Genomic DNA, 19,320 nt, shown 5'->3' with positions numbered 1-19,320 from the left:
CATCGCCGACACTCAAGTACTACAAACTTTTGGTTTTATCAATCACGCCATCAATAAACTCACTCGATAGCAGTGTTTGTGCGTCCACTGGCCGAGCAAAGAAGAATCCTTGTAAATGGTGACACCCTAACTTATTGAGGAAAAAGATTTGCTCTCTGGTCTCCACCCCCTCGGCGATACAGTATAGGCCAAGGCTGCGCGCCAAGTTGTGAATGGTGCGAATAATGGATTCATTGGTTGGATTTACCCCAATTTGCCGTACAAAGCTTTGGTCTATCTTAATGACATCAATGGGGAATTGACTCAAATAGGTCAGTGATGAGAAACCAGTGCCAAAGTCATCAAGGAAAAGTTTGAATCCGGCGCTGTGCAAGCGGTTAAGTTGCTCTGCCGCTTTGGTTTTATCCTCGAGTAGGGTGTTTTCGGTGATCTCCAAGCGAAGCTGGGTGGGGCTAACATGGTGAAGAGCCAATATATCTTGTAGGCGGTCGCTTAAATTCGACTTTAAGATATGAATAGGCGACAGGTTCAAAGATAAATAGAAATCATCAGAGCTCTCAAACCAAGGCTTTAAATCGCGCAGGGCTCTGTGTAATGCTTGCTCGGTAATGGCATCGATTAAGCCTATTTCCTCGGCGATGGGAATAAATTCTCCCGGAGAGATAAAAGTGCCCTCATGTGGCCAGCGCAGAAGGAGCTCCACCCCTACGATGCGTTTTTGGAAGTCATGCACAATGGGCTGGTAGTGGTTGAGTAACACCTCATCGCGATAGGCATCTTGTAACGCATTTTCTAGCATTAACTTATGGGTAATGCGGTTGTTCATTTGTTCGGTGAAGAACTTATAGCCATTGCGGCCCGCATTCTTGGCATGGATCATCGCCATATCGGCATTACGAATAAGATCTTCGGCGTTATCCGCATCGAAAGGAGACAGGGCAATCCCCACACTGACAGAGATATTGATAGTAATATTACCAATTTTTATGGGTTGCTCTAACACCTTGGCTAAGTGCTCAGCAAATTCACTGAGCAACTGTGGTGAATGGACATGTTCTATCAGTAACAAGAACTCATCGCCACTTTGACGCGCGAGCAGCGCATTGTCGTCTAATTGTTCGCTGATGCGCTCACAAATGCAGCACAGCACTTGGTCACCTACGGCATGGCCAAACGAATCATTTACCGGCTTAAATTTGTCCAAATCAATAAATAATAGCGCCAAAAGTGAGGAATTTTCTTTCGCATAGTCAATTGCTTGGGATATTTTTGAGCGCATCATAGTGCGATTCGGTAACCCGGTTAAGGGGTCATAATTGGCTAAGTAGCGTAACTCGTCTTCAGCACGCTTTTGCTCGGTCAAATCGGTGATCACGATGACGTAGTAGCTTACCTCATCACGGTTGTCGTTATTATCACGGCACACCGCAGTGACGCTTATTTGCACCGGATGGTGGCGGTTATGCTTGGTGCGGATCTGTTCTTCACAGCGCCAGTTCTGCCCCGCTTTTAAGCGGCCAATGATACTCATGTACTTCTTATATTTGTGTTTACCTAGAGCACGCACAAATGGCTGAACATTAAGTTGTGGCGCTTGTTTGCTGGCAAAGGCTTGCAGGAAACTATGATTGGCGGAGAACGGTTGCATATGCTCATCTAAAATCAGTAACCAATCGCTGATCTGGCTGATGGCTTCACCTAATACTGTGGCTTGCTGCGCTGAGGCTTTCGCGTCGGTGATATTGGTATAGATGCCAGATACGACTCGCGCATGCCCCTGTAGGTCGCATTCGGTAATGCGCCCAACTTCGTGATACCACAGCCATTCACCACTGCTGTGAGCAATGCGATAGGTGCACTCCCAAGTGCCTTGCTCTCCTTGTTTTAAAAAGCGCTTCCACTGGGTACGATAGCGCTCCACATCATGAGGATGAATAAGTTCGGCATGTTGCTCAAATGAGCAGCTCAAAAAACTGTTAGCATAACCGAGCTCGTCACTCAGACGCCGCTGCGCAAATTGGCGCTCAGATACATAGTAGTGCCACACACCGCTGTTACTGCTTTGCAGAGCTAGGTTGGTTTGCTGTTGCGAGTTGACCGCTACACTGTGGGCGTCACGTAGTTTGCGTTGTTGTGCGCGTAAGTACATCAACCAAGCGCCAATAATCGCAATGGCGAGCAAGGCATACATGGTTTTTGCAAGCGGCGAACGCCATGGCGCGTAGGCCACATTAACAATAAGACGCGCCTCTCGTGAGTACTTGCCGGAGACAGGGTCGAAAGCACGAATGCTTAGTTCATGGCGTCCGGGGTTGAGTTTAGCAAACTGTAAGGTGTTGTCTTTGTAATCGTTATAAGTAAAGTCGCTCGCACCCGATAAACTAATGCGGTAGCGCACTTGGCTGCGGTGTAAAAAGTTAAAACTAGAAAAGGATATTGTCAGCCCGAGGTCGTCGTGTTGTAACTGCAGCGGCTTATCAATATAACTGATAGGGGAGTAATCGATTGAACGAGACAATAAATCAATATCGGTGATTTGCGGTGGTGGTGCAATATACTGGGTGTTGCCAGAGACGAAGTCCGTCGGGTCTATTTCCAATAACCCTTTTACAGTCCCAAATACCAGCTCGCCGTTGCTTCGCTTAAGTACCGCGAAGGCGTTAAACTCCGATGCGGATAGGCCATCTTCTACGGTGAAATAGCGCACGTGTTCAGAGTTTATATTTAATCGATACAAGCCGTTGTTGGAGCCAAACCACAAGTAACCTAAATCATCCACCACCGGCGTATACACGCCAAGATTTTTTAATCCTTGTTCGAGGCCTATTCGGGCGCGAACCTCAAGTGTTTCCATATCAAGAGCAACTAAGCCCTCGTTATCGATGCTTAACCACAAGGAATTATTCTGATCGACCGTCCAGCCATCAATATAATTAAAGTGCTGCGGGTTCGTGTTGGCGGATTCATAAACCACCTCAACTTGTTGGCGCAAGGTGTCATAGCGATAAAGCGTACCGCTATGGCTGAGCAGTGGGTCGTTCGGATGATTAGGCAGCGGCGATAGAAAGTGCGTGGCTAAATCAGGCAAAAGCGCACGATTTAGTGCTGGCACATCGGTAATGCGGTTGGCCTCGGGGTCATACATATAAAAGCCACTGGGGGCGATAAAAAACGCCCGGTTGTCAGGTAACTGCACAAGCCCGCCATAGTAACTCTGGGGGTCGAAGCTTTGTGGTCTATCTGCTTTTTCTAACGGTCGGGTGAGGGTACTGGTTTTGATGTTAAATAGCTCACTGCCGTAGCTCGAATCTAACCAAAGCGAGTCTGGTTGATGTGTAGCTGGTGAGATACGATAGATAGTTTGTTGGCCAATGGCGAGCTTATCGTCCTTATTGACCAAATATGCCTCACTCTCACCATTGGCACTGAGACGATTGAGGCCGTTATCGCTGCCCACCCACAATGTACCATCGGCCTGCTCATGCATGCCCCAAGCGATATGCCCATGTTTATATTGGCCGCTAGGAAGCGTTCGCTGGCGAAAACGCATAGACAGCGGCGACCACGAGAATACTCCTTGGGAGCGAGAGCTGAGCCACAACATGCCACCTTTATCGCGAAAGAGTACTTGGATACTGTTGTCGCTGACGGCAAAGCGCGATTTACTAAATTGGACCAGTGTTTGTGCGCGCAAAGATTGCCGATTAAATTGTTTTAAGCCCTCATCTGTGGCGATAAAGTCATAAAGCCCATAGCGTTGGAAGCCCCATATGTTGTAGCTTGGCAATAATGTTCTAAATGTATTGGGGCTCGAGAGGCTCATGCTGTACAAGCCTTCTACCGTGCCGATCATCAGGCCGAATTCACTGTCAAAGCGCAACAGTTTCACGTTTTGCTGATCGCCGCTCGGCGCTTCGCTCTTGGGTAGGTAGTTAATTTGCTTCACTCGGCCTTGTTGATAATGGTAAAGGCCATTAGATGCACCGACATAAAGCCCATCTTGATGTGGCAGCAAGGCGCGGATGATATGGGTTTCATTGGTAATACTAAAGGCATGAGTGAGTGAGTTATCGGTTAAATCGAGACTGAAAATATGGTGATTTAAGCCAAGCCAAACTCGCTCAGGGTTCAGGGGATCTTGAGCGATGGCAGAGACGGCAACATAGTCTATCTTGTGTTCACTAAGGGTGTTGGCAATGATTTGCTCGGAAGTGAGCGTGGCCGGGTCGACCAAGTACACGCCGCTGAACTGCGTCGACACGAGTAGTTTGCCATTTGCTAGTTTAAGCATGGTCAAAATAAAGTCACTACTTAGTGCCGAGTATTGGCTCTCAAAAAGCGTTACCTTATAGCCGTCGTAACGATTTAAACCACGCCCTGTGGCGAACCACATATAGCCGAAATCGTCTTGGGCTATGGCACTAACCGAGCCTTGAGACAAGCCCTCATCAGTGGATAAACGTTGGAGCTGATAGCCGTATCCAGCATCGTTGACGTGTGCCTGTGAGGGTGTAGCAAATAAATGCAAAAGCATGAAAAGCACAGTAATACATGCGCTATGTAGACGACGCAATGGCTGACCCCAATTGAAGTTGAAACCAACATATTAGCCTTAAATCCCTCAGGGCATTTAGGCATCAACTAATCGTTAACAATAATACATAAATTTAGCATAGAACCTTGGTTCGTCACTATATCTTTATAATTTTACTTTGAAAAAACCACACCTTATGATGAATTTCGGAAAACAAAAAGGAACAAAGTGGAGCGTTTAATGAACAATAATGCACAAAATGCAACCTTAGTGGTTGTTGATATGCAAGCTAAGTTAGCACCCGCTATGAGCGAGTACACCCATATACGTGCTCAGGTGCAGTTGCTACTTAGCGCCAGTCACTGCCTTGATATTCATTGTGTGGTGACAGAGCAATACCCTGAAGGTCTTGGGCCAACCGATGCACAACTTAAAATAGGGAACGCCAACTATATTACCAAAACAACGTTCAGTGCCGCCCAGCATAAAGATTTTGAGCAAGCATTAGGCTCGCACCAGCACATCTATTTATGTGGTATGGAAAGTCATGTCTGTGTCTACTTCACGGCAATGGATTTATTGGCCAAGGGCTACACCGTGAGTGTGATAGCCGATGCGGTGTGTTCACGAAAACAAGAAAACAAACAATGGGCGCTTTTGCAACTGCGTCAAGCTGGCGTGCAGGTATGCTCTGCAGAAACGGCTATATTCGGATGGATGCACAGTTGCGAGCATCCGCAATTTAAAGAGGTTTTAGCGTTAATAAAATAGGCGCCATGGTCGGCGCCCATTGTGGGGATTTACAGTGAGAACGTTTTGCTCACTGACAGTACCAAGCGCTCATCAGCGTATTCGCTATCAAGGTTGGTATCTTCTGCCGCTAACTCGAAATCAAAGCCTGAATAGGAGGTTTGATAGGCGAGACGGTAATGTACGTAGGATTTGCCATCCGCTTGCCACGCGAACTTATCGCCATCTAGGGAGTTTGAAGCGTCTACGCTTAAGCGCAAGTTATGACCCTCTGCCAGTGCATAGTTATGAGCTAGCATGGAGATAACATGGCCAGCATCGGTGCCAAAGTAATCCCAAGTGTACCAGAAGTTGGCCTCGGTGGTGCCCAGTTGCGAGTCATAGGCAAATTTGGTGTAGGCTTCAAAATAGTTACCGTCACTGGAGCTAGATGCGCCGTGGTAACTGTAATAGGCGATACCATAATCCACAGACAGCTGGTTGTTCAACTGGCGAAATTGGCCGACGTAGAAATCCCATTCTAAGTCAGTGCCATCGGCAAAGTCGACGTTTGACGCCCAGCTGCCGGCGTAGAAACCGTTATCGGCAGCGTAATCAATGCTCCCTTGCAGCGCAGGGTCGTTTTCAGTTTGGCTTACACCATTAAAGGTGTAGTCGCTAGCACCAGTAATTGTTGCTGACCAATCAGCTAATGCGACCTGTGAGGCCATCATCAACGAGATTGCGCTTAAAGAGTAAATTGTTTTTCTCATCATTGCTCCTAATGTACGGATTCTATTTTTTTATAATCAAGACGGTTTTCTTTTGGTGAGCTATCAATGTTGCTCACGGTTTTGAATTTGGTGTACAAAATGTAGCCTAAACAACTAAAGAATAGACCAATTACCAAGGCACCGACCCATTGGATTTGTAAGAAGTCAAAAGTAAACAACAGTGTCAGCGCTGCTAAGGCTAGAAAATGAAAGCCCATGTAACGCCATTTACCCAGACGCTTAGTCGTCAGATTGAGGTTGTCACTATAAAGACGGATTAATGAGTCCAACGAGTTGATCACGAAGATAATGCCGACAAACACCATGGCGAAGTTACGGATACCCGTCGTATCTAGCCCTGCATCGTGATAGTGGTATAACACCGCAAACCACAGCGCAATTGGAATAGAGGGGAAGATCAACATCGCTGCTAGCACCTGATAGGTTTTAAGACCACCGACAAAGCGGGCGGTAAATTGGCCAATCATGATGCTCCATGCGAACCACCAAAACAGGTAGAAGGCGTGATAATCATTGATAGGGAAGATAAATTCGTGGATGTTGCCGAAATAGCCTCCCAGCATGGCCACTGACTGAGCGTACTCACCCATGGCGCTATCACCCCATAAGAAGGCGCTGCCCCACATAAAGGCGATAAGACCAATAAAAACCCACGTCGTGGATACACTCAATACACGTACATATTTAATGTCGGTACTGGAGTAAACCGAAAAGGCAATAGCGGCAAAGACAATGAGGTAAAATAACGGAATGATGCTCTCGCCATCACCGATGCTAGGCAAATACCATGGTAAGTTGGCCAACAATAATGAAGCGGTAAAGGCACAAGTGCCGATAATCACCACGTTATTAATAAACTTCACCCAAGGGATCTCAAAGAACTTTACTTTGGGCTCAATTACGCAGAAATAAAAGCAGGTGAGGAAGTAAAAACTCCAGATGAAAAAGCCCCAAAAACCAAACTCAATGGCGAGCGGGTTAGTGAATGCATATTCTGGGCTTGCGTTTATGTCTGCATAACCGCCAAACTCGGTCAATGGGAACATGATCAGTCCCACATCCAGGCCGGAGGTGAACAAGATAGCAATAAAGGTGAAGGTTCGTACTGGGGTGACACCCACGCACTGCACATTCCCCCATTTCGCCAAGATAAAGACGATAGCGAGTAGGGTAAATAAAATGCCAGCACTAAGCCATAAAGTCATTATCACCCTCCCAATATAAGTAGAAATAGTTCATATTTTCTCCATTTTGTTGTTTTTAAAATATAAGGCGCCCAGGGCGCAGCTATTGAGCTGCACCAAGAAAGCCTTGTGAAATCGTATTAGTTACAGAGTTTGGCTACGCTGTCGCTGCTGCCATTGCGGGTCGTTGACCACTTCAACATGTTGCGACGTAAGCGGAGTCTTTCCTAAGATATGGTCGGCTGCCTTTTCCGCTACCATAATGGTGGGCGCATTTAAGTTGCCATTAGGAATGGTCGGGAAAATTGAGGAGTCAACCACACGCAGACCCTCAAGACCATGTACTTTTGCCTGACTATCAACCACGGCCATTTCATCTTCACCCATTTTGCACGAGCAAGAAGGGTGGTAGGCACTTTCAACGGCTTGGCGCACAAAGGCATCAATTTGCTCATCTGTTTGCACGTCAGTACCCGGTTGAATTTCCTCATCGCGGAATGCATCAAATGCATTTTGATTGATAATTTCGCGCGTTAGGCGCACGCAGGCACGAAAGCCTTCGATATCGTCCGGGTGTTGAAGGTAATTAAATTGAATTTTTGGCGCACAGTCAGGGTCGCTGTTTTTAACCAACACATGACCACGACTTTTCGGCTTATTGTGACCAATATGGACTTGGAAGCCATGGCCAGCAAAGGCACTCTTGCCGTCGTAACGAATCGCCGCAGGTAAAAAGTGATACTGTAAGTCAGGCCACTCAACCCCTTCTTTGGAGCGAATAAAGCCACAAGATTCAAAGTGGTTAGTTGCCCCTAAGCCATCTTTGAATAATAACCAACGGGCCCCAATCATGGCTTTTGAAAACAGCCCAAGCTTGCCATTGAGGGTAATAGGTTGCTTACACTTAAATTGGAAATAAAACTCCAAGTGATCTTGCAGGTTCTGACCTACCCCGGGTAAATGGTGTGTACACTGAATACCGGCATTATCTAAATGGGCTTTGTCACCGATGCCAGACAACTGCAACAAATGTGGAGAGCCAATGGGCCCGGCACTTAAAATCACTTCTTTGTTGGCCATAGCTTTATGAACTTTGCCACCAACGCGATACTGAATGCCACGAGCTTGTTTGCCCTCTAGTAACACTTTTTGCGCTTTCGCATGAGTGACGATGGTGAGATTACTACGCTCTTTGACCGGATCCAGATAGGCACGCGCCGCCGAACAGCGTTTGCCGTCTTTTACGGTCATGTGCATAGGGCCAAAGCCCTCTTGCTGTGCACCATTATAATCTTTGCTAAAGGCATAGCCTGCTTGCTGACCGGCATCAATAAAGGCTTTATACAACGGGTTTTTCATGTCGTTGCCGTTATTTACGCCCAATGGACCATCGCCACCACGATAGCTGTCACCACCGAGGTACCACTGCTCGGCCTTTTTGAAATAAGGTAAGCAGTCCTGATAGCTCCAGCCTTGTGCACCGTGTTGTTGCCATTCGTCAAAGTCTTTGGCGTGACCGCGTACATACACCATGCCGTTGATAGATGATGAGCCACCGAGTACTTTGCCGCGAGGACAATGCATTTTGCGATTGTCTAAATACGGCTCTGCCTCAGTGTGGAATTGCCAAGCATACTTGCTGGTATTCATAGGGATAGACAGCGCCGTAGGCATTTGAATAAAAATACTTTTATCACTGCCGCCGGTCTCAAGTAACAACACCCGGTTATTACTATCGGCACTCAGGCGGTTTGCCAGTACACAACCCGCTGAACCGGCGCCAACGATAATATAATCAAATTCGCTGTTCATGATGACACCTCCTTAAAACGGGCTCTCAAGTTGGTTCATACCCACGTACACCGATTTCGTTTGTAGGTATTGGTTGATAGCCTCTAAGCCATTCTCGCGGCCAATGCCCGATAGCTTATAGCCGCCCACAGGCATTTCTGCCGGGGAGGCGCCATAAGCATTAATCCAACAAATACCAGCCTCAAGCTGGTGGATCACACGGTGGGCGCGGCGTAGATCTTGGCTCATTACACCAGCGGCCAGGCCCATAGGTGTGTTATTAGCGCGCTCAATGACTTCTTGCTCGTCATCAAACACTAAGACACTCATAACCGGACCAAAGATTTCTTCGCGACAAATAGTCATGTTGTCATCGCAATCGGTAAATACGGTTGGGGCAACAAAATAGCCTTGCGGCGCACTTGTTGGGGTCAGCGCATGACCGCCGATAGCAACGGTAGCCCCTTCTTGTTTACCCTTGTCAATGTACTCAAGCACAAGCTGTTGATGCTTTTTCGAGATCAGCGCGCCTAAGTTCACCTCAGGGTCTAACGGATCGCCGGCAATAATATTCTTTTGTGTGCGCTCGAGCAGTTCACTCATAAACTGCTCATAAACACCACGCTGCACAAACACACGAGTACAGTTAGTGCACACTTCACCTTGGGTGTAGAAGTTGCCAAGCATCGCGGCACTGACCGCTTCGCTAATATCGGCATCATCAAATACCAATAGCGGTGATTTGCCGCCGAGCTCCATGGTGACGTCTTTTAAGTTGCTGGCGGCGCTTTGCATTACTTTTTTACCTGTGCCCACTTCGCCGGTGAAAGAGACCTTCTCGATTTCTGAGTGGGTTGTAAGCCACTGACCCACCTCGGCGGCGCCATGGACGACATTGAAAACGCCTGCTGGAACGCCGGCTTCAATGAAAATCTCCGCTAACATGTTGGCGCCTTTTGGGGTTTCTTCCGAAGGCTTAAAAATCATGGCGTTACCTGCGGCCAAGGCCGGTGCAGATTTCCAACACGCTATTTGCAGGGGGTAGTTCCATGCGCCGATACCGGCACACACCCCTAACGCCTCTTTGCGGGTATAATAAAAATCGCCGGCAACCTCTTGCTGCTGGCCGACTACGGTGGGCGCTAATGAGGCAAAGTACTCAATGGCGTCGGCACCGGTGACTACATCGACGCACTCGGCTTCTTGCCACGGTTTACCGGTATCTAATACTTCAATTTTTGCCAGCTCATCGTTACGCTCGCGTAACAACGCTACTGCTTTGTGCAAAATGCGGGCACGCTCGATAGGCTGCATTGCTGACCACTGCGCGAAACCAGCTTTAGCGCTGTCGATGGCGGCCTGTTGGATATGCTCATCGGCCACTTCGACCTGATAGATGACCTCGTCGGTTGCTGGGTTAATGACATCAAACACATCGCCACTGGCGTTGGCCATGGGGGCACCATCAATAAAATTTTGTAAGCGAGGGTAAGACATTTACTGTTCTCCAAATTGCGCTATCAGGGTATCGATATAACTTTTACTTAACTGCTCAGCGTGATGAAAGTCATCGGCTTCGCCGCGGCTGAGTACACAGCGTAGCCATAATCCGTCAATCATGCCTGCGGCCAACTCGGCGGCCTGCTTGGCTTTGTCGCGTGGCATCAGGGTATTCAACGACACCTGTAAATTACTGCGTAAGCGACGACTGTTGACCTGCTGCAGTCGGAATAGGGCAGGGTCGTGCAGTGACTGCGCCCAAAAGCTCAGCCAAGTTCGGGTGCTGTCATGCTGTTGCTGTACGGGGGCAAAGTTTGACTCAACGATTAAGTTTAGTCGCTCTCGCGGACTGAGCCTGTCGTCAGCGGTGGTCTTCGCCAGCAAGTTAATTTTCAGCTGGGTTAATAAGTAACGCACCGTTGCTTCAATCAAACCTTGTTTACCACCAAAGTAATGGCTAATGATGCCCGAAGATAATCCGGCACGTTTGCTAATGCTGTTGATGGTGGTGGCATGTAAGCCAAGCTCAGCAACTGAGTTTAAAGTGGCGTCGATTAACTGTTGACGCCGCACAGGTTCCATTCCGACTTTAGGCATATTTTTATTAATTGACTGTTCAATTAAAATAAAGATTAATAGTTTGAGCTGAAATGATCAAGCTTCAGAGTTTGTTCAGATCCAAACGTAGGCAAAGATCTATGTTGACTAGGAGGCTAATTTTTACTGGTCGGTGAATTAATAAATATCAATTTAAAACATCGAGTTATAGGTCTATCAAAGTGCTTTTTGGGTGGCGAGTACGGCTCGAGAATAGAGATACAAAATTTTTTTATCAGCACCAATGATTAGATGTCTAATTGCTTGTTAGCAAAGTGTAGATAGCGCAATAAAACAGCAATAATTTTTTATTGATAACTATTTTTGTTTAGATTAAACTAAAGCCAATAACGCAATTGAGAGTGGTTTGTATTCGTGTATATCTGTTTATGTCATGGTGTATCAGACAAAAAAATTGAGCAGGCGATTGATGATGGAGCCCGTTCAATGCGCGATCTTACAAAAGAATTAAAGGTTGGTTCGCAGTGTGGCAAATGCTGCAATTGCACCAAAAAAATCCTTAACCAAAAGCTGATTGATATTGTTGATGTGACTGACGACGTTGCTTAATCCCCATAGCGACGTATGATCCCCCTACCTCCTTTTATATCCCCCTGAATTTGTTATAGTAACAATAGACTACGTTGCTTAGGTAATCACCATGGATGCCCTTATCAACGCGCGTTTATTACTTGTCTTTGCCGTGGTGGTGGTTGCCGGTTGCGTAGCCCCTAAAGCGTATAACGTGCACAACTTAGATGATGCCAGTTATTCCATGCCAGCGAAGGGAACAGCTTTGATATCGAATGTTATAGACGAACAGCCCAGCCCTGAACTGTCGGGGTTTTATCCCTTGATTGATGGCCTGGATGCCTTCGCTGCACGCATTGCGCTGATAGAGACAGCGCAATACTCTGTCGATTTACAGTACTACTTGTATCATCGTGAGGAAACCTCACAGCTGTTGAGTGCCTATTTATTGCGTGCTGCCGAGCGTGGCGTGCGAGTTCGCCTGTTACTTGATGACCTATCTCAAGCGAACTTAGAGCAAGATTTAAGTGCTTTGGCGGTGCATAACAACGTTGAAGTGAGACTGTTTAATCCTTTGAATCACAGACGATTGCGGTTCTTAAGTTTTATCACTGATTATTCCCGTGTATCGCGGCGTATGCACAATAAGAGCTTTATCGTTGACAGCGAGCTCTTCATTACTGGGGGGCGGAACATTGGCAACGCCTATTTTTCCGGTGATCATAACTCACAATTTGTTGACTTTGACGTACTGGGTGTCGGCCCAATCGTTGATAAGGCAACCATGGCTTTCGACTTATATTGGAATCATCCACTCGCTGAGGATATCAATGAATTGTCTGGCAGTGCTGACAGCCAAGATTTGGCGCAGTTATCAAGCCGCCTAAGTCGTTACGTTAGCACCGCATTTCACAACGAAAGCCCCTATATTCAAAGGCTTAAAGAGTCCACTTTGGTACAAACATTGGTTAACGGTAAGCTGTCTATGGACTGGGCAGAAGCGCAGTTATATGTTGATGACCCTAATAAGCTGTTAACCGATAGCCGTAATAATAGTACGCACATGGCACCGAAGCTGTTTGCAGCCATGGGAGAGCCTCGTCAGCGCGTGAACATTATCTCCCCTTATTTCATTCCCAAAGATAAGGGATTAGAGCTCATTAAGAAATGGCGTGAGCAGGGGGTTGCTGTGACTGTTCTCACCAACTCGCTTGCCGCCACCGATGTGCCGGTTGTACATGCTGGGTATGCCGACTATCGCCAGCAGCTGTTGGCTATGGGCGTCGAATTATGGGAGCTTAAGCGTAATCTGGACTTAGCCGCGCAGCAACCGAAGCGTAAAGGGTTTCGTGGCTCTTCCACTGCCAGCTTGCACGCCAAAAGCATGACCATGGATGATGACAAAATATTTGTAGGTTCGCTAAATCTAGACCCGCGCTCGTTTAATTTAAACACAGAGCAAGGACTGTTGATTCACTCCGAGCGTATGAATCGCTTATTAAGTCGATGGATCACAACGGAAATGCCTAAATATGCGTGGCAATTAAGCCTCGACGAGCAGGGCGATATTGTGTGGCAAGACAGAAAGAATCAACAGCGATTAACCACTGAGCCTGATACCAGTGCATGGTTGCGTTTTAAAGTATGGCTTATGTCTTTATTGCCGATAGAAGATGTTCTTTAGCACAGCTATGTTGGCCACACTTAAATAAAAAAGCCGCAACTAAGCGGCTTTTTTTAATGAAGATCAGGCGCGGCAAGGATTACATCTGCGATTGCAGATAGTTTTCGAGGCCCGTGGCCTTGATTAGATGTTGCTGCGTTTCCAGCCAATCTATTTGCTCTTCCTGCTCATTTTGAATTGCATCTAGCGCCTCACGGCTGATGTAATCTAAACGCTCTTCGGCAAGCTTTACCGCTGCCTGCAAGTCCTTTAATGACTCCAGCTCAAAATGCATGTTGGCAGCTATCATCTCTTCAACATTTTCACCAATACGCAGGCGCCCTAAATCCTGTAGGTTAGGAAGCCCCTCTAAAAACAGAATGCGCTCGATAAGTCTATCGGCATTTTTCATTTTCTGGATAGACACCTTGTAATCTGCTTTATCTAATTTGCTAAAACCAAAATCTTTAAACATGCGCGCATGCAAAAAATATTGATTAATGCCTACTAGCTCATTTGCGAGCACTTGGTTTAAGGCTGCAATGACGTCTTTATCACCTTTCATAATTAAGCCTCAGACTCACCCATTTGCGATTGTTGATAATTTTGAATACCGATCTTCTCAATGAGGCCAAGTTGCTGTTCAAGCCAATAAACATGGTCCTCTTCGGTATCAAACAAGAGCTTCTCAAGTACTTCGCGAGATTGATAGTCTTGTTCTTCTTCGCAAATTTTGATGGTTTCTTTAACACACTGTACAACCTCAAGCTCAAGTTTAAGGTCGTTGGCCATCATCTCTTTGACGTTGCTACCAACAAGCAGAGCTCGACGTTTAGTTAAATCGGGCACGCCTTCTAAAAATAAAATACGCTTGATAAGCCAGTCAGCGTGTTGCGTCTCCTCGTCGCGCTCGTGCTCCAAACGTTCATAAAGTTTATTTAAACCCCAGTCTTCGTACATGCGCGAATGAATGAAATATTGGTCAATTGCGGCCAGCTCATTTGCAAGCAGCTTATTGAATGCGTCTATAACTCGTTGTTTACCTTGCATTTGCCATAATCTCCTTAGAAAGATGTAGCCCTAGTGTAGTCGATCTTATGAATAAATCAAATTTTTATATATAAATCATAGGGTTACAATTAAAAAGTATTCGCATTCAAGTTTCGATTAATGCTTGTGAGTGATTTTTTTTTAACCGCAGTGAGACAGGCAGAATAAAAAAGCCGGTAAACCGGCTTTGCACTGTTGATACATCTGGATTGCTTATTACCGCCTTAGAATTGGTAATGGATACCGGCGGTGATTGTGGTGCCTAAGCCTTTTATATTGTAGCCGCCATAGGTGTAAGCTTGCGCTCTTGCTGGGTAGTAATCGCGGTTAAGAAGGTTTTCGATGCCGAAATAGGCATTGGCGCTTGGATTGAATTGCCAGTTACCGCTGAGGTTCATGACAAAATAATCGTCAATCGGCCCTTGATCGCCAACATACTCGCCAGCATCGTTGGCGGTAAACCGTTTGCGGCTTCCCACGTATAAGGTTGATAACGTGAGCGCGGCATCATCTGTAGCTTGCCATTGTAGGTTTACAGTCGCCTTGGGTGGACTAATTTGTTTGCCTCCGAGATAAATATCTTCAGCCGTGTTTTTGCCTTCGACATAAGAATAGGTGGCAGTGGCTCGCCAAGCAGGGTGAAAGCGGTAATCCACTAGCGCTTCATACCCCCAAATCTCCTGTGGAGCACGTACAGGCATGTATACGCCAGTGGCTTCATCAAAACGGTTAGTGGTTCCCAAATCAGAGGTGCTGCGATATAAAGACGCTTCAATTCGCAGGCTATCAAGTACCGACGTAAAGCCCACTTCGTAATTGTCGATAAGTGCGGCTTCAGTGCGGATCAGAGCAATATCATCCACGGTAGCGCTACGCAGCAAGCGGCCAATATCCGAGATATCTGCACCTTGAGAGTAACTAAAAAACGGACTAAATTGCTCATACGCATTATATTTTAGCCCGACATTGTAGGTGGTGGCTGTGTAATTGAGGGTGTCACCACGCACTTCGAACGCCACAGAGCATTGCTGGGCGTTGCGGCACAGTTTAAGGGTACGGTAATCATCAACTTCGAGGTCGATGTCCTCATGGCGTACACCGGCTTTGATAACATAGTCATCAAACATCACCCATTTACTTTGAAAAAAGCCGGCAAGGTTGCTCATGTCCATTTCTGGGACCCACTCACGGCCATCAACTAAGGGTTGAGATGTGGTGTCTTGCAGCGCATCAATACCATAAATAAAGGTGGCTTCGGTGTTGTCAAAATCTATCAAGGTATTCAACGTGGCGCGCAGGCCCTGCTTCTGCGAGGCAATGATCGACTGACCGCCATCATAACCCTCATCTGGGTTGGCAAGATTTGGAGAGAAGAAGAACACGTTTTCAATATCTTGCGCATATAAGTCTAGAGTCAGTGCGGTGTGCGCGAAGATAGCGTTATCGGTGTACTTAAGCATGGCATTGGTGTTGCCACTTGGGCCTTGAGGACGACCTTGCTTTTGCTGTGCTGGCGGCACATGAATCGCGTAGGATTTATCGCCAGAATTGACGTTACCAAAGGCATCGCCTAAATCTGTTTTTTGTTGCGACTTATAGTAGTTGTAAGTAAAGGCGAGGGCCTTATCTGCATCAAAGTCGTAACCTAATTTGGTGAAGTAATTGTGCGTTTGTACGTCACTGAGTCCGTATTGCAAACCAAGAATATCGCCTTCGGCGTCGCGCTGTACGCCATTTTCTTCATAGCTGATTGTCGCTAAATAAGAAAACTTGTTTGCCCGGCCACTGACCGAGCCCTCGATGCGTGCACCTAAGGTTTCATCCGCTTTGACGGCACTGAATCGTGTTGACACATCAAGCTCTGCGCTAGAATCATCAGCCGTTGTCGGTTTTTTGGTAATGTAATTGATCACTCCGCCTGCAGCGCCATTGCCATATACTGAGGTGGCCCCTTTGATGACTTCAATGCGTTCAATAACGCTTGGGTCGAGTGTGCGTATGCCCAAAGAGCCATTACGCAGCGGCGTGGACTGAGGGACACCGTCAATCATCACTAAGGGCGCTCTGCCGCGCAACGTTTGCCCGGTGTTACTAGAACTATTTGTGCTTGGCGCCATGCCTGGCACCATCATTTGCAAGAGGTTTTGTAATTCTGGATTAACCTTAAGCTGGGCCTCAATTTGTTCTCGAGTGATCACCGTCACCGATGCTGGCACTTCGTCAATATTTTCTATGACACGGCTACCAGTCACAATAATATGTTCTAAGTTTTCATTGTTATTTTGTTTGGCGATGACGTTGCCACTGAGAGCAAGCATAATTAGAGAAAAGGGAAAGCGCACGTATTGTCCTTGTTTTAGTAAAATGGAGGGGCGAATGATAATTAATATCACTAATGATAACAAGGTGGAAAGATGTCATCCGACCATATGCATTTAGTCGCGGTAACTTATGCACAGCGGGCAGAGCAAACTTGCTTTACCACGCGATGTTGCATGTCTGCTCTTAGAGGCTGGGGTAAGTGTAGGAAAGGAGCTGTGTTACAGCTCCCGAGGTTTTTCAATGTAGTAGCCTTGTGCACCATCAAGACAAAGCTGCTCGATAATATGCTTCTCTTCTTGGCTCTCGACGCCTTCGGCGAATACTTTAACGCCAATACGGTGCGCTAAATCAACCATTAATCGCATGAAGTACTGGTTATTCTTATCGTCTTCTAGACCGCGCGTGTAGCTGGCATCCATTTTGATAAAGTCTGGTTTTAACTCTCGGAAAAACTTAAATGACGTTAGCCCTACGCCAAATTTCTCTACGGTAATACGGGCGCCTGCGCGATGCAGCATGGTAATAAAACGTTTGCTTGCGCCGATGTTTTGTTGCAGTCCTAGCTCTGAAATCTCAAAGATGAGACGAGCTGCCAATTCGCCTTCTTTCATCAGTCGACGCTCAAGCCAGATCACAAATTTATCATCATGGGCGCTTGCGGCTGACACGTTGAGCCCGAAATACTGTGCATTGAGGTTCTTACTTTTCATCGCCCGAAAAGCATGTTCGATGATCATCTGATCCAGTTCAACCGATTTTCCTAACTGATCGGCCATCGCCATAAACGAAGAGGTCGGTAAGATATGCTCTTCCTCATCGCGAAATCGCGCCTGAATCTCTGAGTAGGCATTGTTGCTTTTACCTAGCGGCATAATGGCTTGGATCACTAGGGTCACACTTTGCTTATCGAGTAAATCGTTGATCATTTTGCGCCAATTTTGCGACCCTTGATTGCTGCTGGCACTCATATCCTCTTGGCGTTGAATGTGCCAAGCGTTATTTTGTTTGCTCTGGGCGATATTCATCGCCACATCAACATTCGCCAGTAGCTCGCCAAGGGGTTTATTCTGCTCGTAGGGCACAATGCCGGTGTAAGCGACAGAGGTTAGATCATGGATTTTCTGATACTGGTTTAGCTTAGACTGAACATTATTAGCAAAGCGCTCCGCTTCTTTTAGCGGAATATTAGGTAACACCACGGCAAAATCTGAGCTGTTAAGGCGAAATACGCTGCTGCCACGATAACTGCCGACCACGGCGCTGAGCATCTCAGCAATACTGCGAATGTACTCATCGCCTTGCTGATAACCGCTGCGCTGGTTGATGTGCTGCAATTCGGTGCCTCGTACCAGGGCGATACAGCCAAAACAATCGCCCTGAACGTGTTCAATGTGACGTTCGTAATACTCTACGAACATGTTGCGATTACCCAGTTCGGTGACTACGTCTTTATAGGCCTCTTTTTTTATTTCCACTGCCGAGCTGGCAATATTGTCGAGTTGCGAGCCTAAGTATGTTGATAGGCGATTGAGGGCAGGGGAGATTTGACTGGCTAATCGTTGCTTTTGGCTATCGTCAGAGAATGCACGGCTGCTGGTATCTGGCACCACGCCATTGCTGACGAATTGGTCGATTATCGCTGAAATCATATCAGCCACATGCCGGCGGTATCCAACAAACGCCGTTTTTAAACTGGCAATAGGCAACAGTGCGAGCAGGGATATGACTAATACAAAATAAAGTAACCCAACTTCAAATGTTTTCGCTACATCGTCTAAATCGGCAATAAACTCTATGCGCAGCTCACCATTACTGCTGACTGCATACTGGCTGCGGACACTGTTGAACTGAGACTGAGCAACTTGTGAAAGTAGTGCGCTATTCTGACGATGTGTTTTGTTTGCCAACACTTCACCCTCAGCATCTCTCAGCCATAGGTTTTTCAAGTTCATGGTGGCAAACAGTTGCTCTGCCATAGCGGGAGCATCGGTGACGGTAATTTGCGGATGGCTATCTAAATACCGCTGCAAGCTTACCTGCATGTGTTCTTGCTTTTCCACACTGTAAGAGTGAAAAACCATCACGTTAGCGATAATACCGGCACACAATGCCAGTAGCCATAAAGAAAATTGTAAGAGGGTGAACCGTTTCAACTTAGCTTTATCCTTATTATTTAACCAGCTAAACGATAAATCCTAATCGCGACTGAACTTTGGCAAAGAGTCCATTCACATGCGCGAGCGTGCCATGTGAGACGGCGAATTATCACAGCGGCCTAATCTCTACTAGTGTAATTTAACCGTTATTACATACAACCTTGGTGCAATGAGTTGTTATAAATCATTGACTAATGGCGCAATAATATAGCACGGCTTGAGAAAAAACACAGTACAAAGAGTAGTTTACAAAGATGAGTTTGTCTAGAAAGAGGAAATGGGTGAAAATTGGCTCCCCCTCCCCGACTCGAACGGGGGACCTGCGGATTAACAGTCCGTCGCTCTAACCAACTGAGCTAAGGGGGAACAATTACCTTATTGCTGAAAGATTTGGCTCCCCCTCCCCGACTCGAACGGGGGACCTGCGGATTAACAGTCCGTCGCTCTAACCAACTGAGCTAAGGGGGAA

The 19,320-nt window shown here is 46.7% G+C and carries 13 protein-coding genes and 2 tRNA genes; 3 read left to right on the top strand and 12 right to left on the bottom strand.

The genetic code is table 11. The features are described from left to right. Positions 1-19 precede the first annotated feature (19 nt). On the bottom strand, positions 20-4,534 hold the full coding sequence (locus tag EXT46_RS05540) for an EAL domain-containing protein (RefSeq protein ID WP_130145777.1): 4,515 nt from the start codon (positions 4,532-4,534) through the stop codon (positions 20-22). A gap of 240 nt (positions 4,535-4,774) precedes the next feature. Between EXT46_RS05540 and EXT46_RS05535 the strand changes: the two genes are divergently transcribed. Continuing rightward, positions 4,775-5,305 carry an isochorismatase family protein gene (locus tag EXT46_RS05535; protein ID WP_130145775.1) on the top strand — a complete coding sequence of 177 codons (531 nt, stop codon included), beginning with the start codon at positions 4,775-4,777 and terminating at the stop codon, positions 5,303-5,305. A 29-nt stretch (positions 5,306-5,334) separates the two neighbouring features. Here EXT46_RS05535 and EXT46_RS05530 read toward each other — a convergent pair whose 3' ends face one another. The 5 genes from EXT46_RS05530 to betI form a co-directional block, all read right to left on the bottom strand. Continuing rightward, complete coding sequence (locus tag EXT46_RS05530) at positions 5,335-6,036, bottom strand: TorF family putative porin (protein ID WP_130145773.1); 702 nt, start codon at positions 6,034-6,036, stop codon at positions 5,335-5,337. Positions 6,037-6,044: 8 nt separating this feature from the next. After that, positions 6,045-7,262, bottom strand: coding sequence for a BCCT family transporter (locus EXT46_RS05525; protein ID WP_022944617.1), 1,218 nt, complete (start codon positions 7,260-7,262; stop codon positions 6,045-6,047). Between the two features lie 123 nt (positions 7,263-7,385). Continuing rightward, positions 7,386-9,053: a choline dehydrogenase gene (betA, locus tag EXT46_RS05520; RefSeq protein ID WP_130145771.1), complete on the bottom strand. Its 1,668-nt coding sequence runs from the start codon at positions 9,051-9,053 to the stop codon at positions 7,386-7,388. Between the two features lie 12 nt (positions 9,054-9,065). Continuing rightward, entirely contained in the window at positions 9,066-10,529 is a 1,464-nt protein-coding gene (gene betB / locus EXT46_RS05515) for a betaine-aldehyde dehydrogenase (RefSeq protein WP_045978986.1), read from the bottom strand. After that, positions 10,530-11,129 carry a transcriptional regulator BetI gene (gene betI, locus EXT46_RS05510; protein ID WP_130145769.1) on the bottom strand — a complete coding sequence of 200 codons (600 nt, stop codon included), beginning with the start codon at positions 11,127-11,129 and terminating at the stop codon, positions 10,530-10,532. It lies immediately after the preceding gene. Positions 11,130-11,504: 375 nt separating this feature from the next. Here betI and EXT46_RS05505 point away from each other — a divergent pair, with 375 nt between their 5' ends. Both EXT46_RS05505 and EXT46_RS05500 read left to right on the top strand, forming a co-directional pair. Further along, the gene (locus EXT46_RS05505; protein WP_022944621.1) at positions 11,505-11,699 is read left to right on the top strand and encodes a (2Fe-2S)-binding protein; all 195 of its coding nucleotides are present in this window, start codon (positions 11,505-11,507) and stop codon (positions 11,697-11,699) included. Between the two features lie 91 nt (positions 11,700-11,790). Then, a complete protein-coding gene (locus EXT46_RS05500) occupies positions 11,791-13,344 on the top strand; it encodes a phospholipase D family protein (protein ID WP_130145767.1) in 1,554 nt (517 codons plus the stop codon). Between the two features lie 79 nt (positions 13,345-13,423). Here EXT46_RS05500 and bfr (EXT46_RS05495) read toward each other — a convergent pair whose 3' ends face one another. The 6 genes from bfr (EXT46_RS05495) to EXT46_RS05470 all read right to left on the bottom strand — a co-directional run bounded on the left by bfr (EXT46_RS05495) (position 13,424) and on the right by EXT46_RS05470 (position 19,319). Next, complete coding sequence (gene bfr / locus EXT46_RS05495) at positions 13,424-13,888, bottom strand: bacterioferritin (RefSeq protein WP_022944623.1); 465 nt, start codon at positions 13,886-13,888, stop codon at positions 13,424-13,426. Between the two features lie 2 nt (positions 13,889-13,890). Beyond that, the gene (gene bfr, locus EXT46_RS05490; RefSeq protein ID WP_130145765.1) at positions 13,891-14,373 is read right to left on the bottom strand and encodes a bacterioferritin; all 483 of its coding nucleotides are present in this window, start codon (positions 14,371-14,373) and stop codon (positions 13,891-13,893) included. Between the two features lie 224 nt (positions 14,374-14,597). Then, complete coding sequence (locus EXT46_RS05485) at positions 14,598-16,691, bottom strand: TonB-dependent receptor (protein WP_130146512.1); 2,094 nt, start codon at positions 16,689-16,691, stop codon at positions 14,598-14,600. Positions 16,692-16,913: 222 nt separating this feature from the next. Beyond that, positions 16,914-18,848, bottom strand: coding sequence for an EAL domain-containing protein (locus EXT46_RS05480; protein WP_130145763.1), 1,935 nt, complete (start codon positions 18,846-18,848; stop codon positions 16,914-16,916). 292 nt (positions 18,849-19,140) lie between these two features. Further along, positions 19,141-19,217 (bottom strand) — tRNA-Asn (locus tag EXT46_RS05475). Between the two features lie 25 nt (positions 19,218-19,242). Beyond that, a tRNA-Asn gene (locus tag EXT46_RS05470) sits at positions 19,243-19,319 on the bottom strand. Position 19,320: the final 1 nt, after the last annotated feature.

Source organism: Pseudoalteromonas sp. CO325X (assembly GCF_004208955.1).
Classification (GTDB): Bacteria; Pseudomonadota; Gammaproteobacteria; order Enterobacterales; family Alteromonadaceae; genus Pseudoalteromonas; species Pseudoalteromonas ruthenica.
Note: the sequence above shows the minus strand (reverse complement) of the source record. Positions and strands in the feature narration are given on the sequence as shown.